General features: G+C 67.2%; 1 protein-coding gene. It reads right to left on the minus strand.

From position 1 onward, the window contains the following. Positions 1-1286, minus strand: a 1286-nt coding sequence (locus PI86_RS15450) for an acetate--CoA ligase (RefSeq protein WP_039324320.1), incomplete at both ends; no start/stop codon positions are given.

Raw genomic sequence — 1286 nt, forward strand, 5'->3', positions numbered from 1 at the left:
GGGTTCTCGAGCGTGGACGTGTCCTGCGTGATCGCCTCGCCCTTCGCGAGCGAGCGCAGCAGGCGCCGCATGATCTTGCCCGAGCGCGTCTTCGGCAGGTTGTCGCCGAAGCGGATGTCCTTCGGCTTCGCGATCGGCCCGATCTGCTTGCCGACCCAGTCGCGCAACGTCTTCGCGAGCGCCGCCGCTTCCTCGCCTTCCGGGCGCGAACGCTTCAGCACCACGAATGCGACCACCGCTTCGCCGGTCGTGTCGTCCGGGCGGCCGACCACCGCCGCTTCCGCAACCAGCTCATGCGAGACCAGCGCCGACTCGATCTCCATCGTGCCGAGCCGGTGGCCCGACACGTTCAGCACGTCGTCGATGCGGCCCATGATCGTGAAGTAGCCGGTGTCCTTGTCGCGCACCGTGCCGTCGCCGGCGAGGTAGAGCGTTCCGCCGAGTTCTTCCGGGTAATAACTCTTCTTGAAACGCTCCGGGTCGCCCCAGATCGTGCGAATCATCGCCGGCCACGGACGCTTGACGACGAGGATGCCGCCTTGCCCGTTCGGCACGTCCTGGCCCGTCTCGTCGACCACCGCGGCCATGATGCCCGGCAGCGGCAGCGTGCACGAACCCGGCACCGTCGGCGTCGCGCCCGGCAGCGGCGTGATCATGTGGCCGCCGGTTTCGGTCTGCCACCACGTGTCGACGATCGGGCAGCGCTCCTGGCCGACGTGCTTGTGGTACCACATCCATGCTTCCGGATTGATCGGCTCGCCGACCGTGCCGATGATGCGCAGGCTCGACAGGTCATGGCTCTTCGGGTGGACCTTGTCGTCGGCCTCGGCGGCCTTGATCAGCGAACGGATCGCGGTCGGCGCGGTGTAGAACACCGTGACCTTGTGATCGTCGATCATCTTCCAGAAGCGGCCGGCGTCCGGATAGGTCGGCACGCCTTCGAACACGACCTGCGTGCCGCCGCATGCGAGCGGGCCGTACGTGATGTACGTATGCCCCGTGACCCAGCCGATGTCGGCCGTGCACCAGAACACGTCGGTGGGCTTCCAGTCGAAGGTCCACTTCATCGTCTGCGCGGCCCACAGCAGGTAGCCGCCCGTGCTGTGCTGCACGCCCTTCGGCTTGCCGGTCGAGCCCGACGTATACAGGATGAACAGCGGATGCTCGGCGCCGACCCATTCCGGTGCGCACGTGTCGGGCTCGCTGTCCGCGATGTCGTGCATCCACAGGTCGCGCTCGGCATGCCAGTCGATCTTGCCGCCGGTGCGGCGATAGACGATCACGCT

The sequence above is a fragment of the Burkholderia sp. A9 genome (assembly GCF_000801975.1).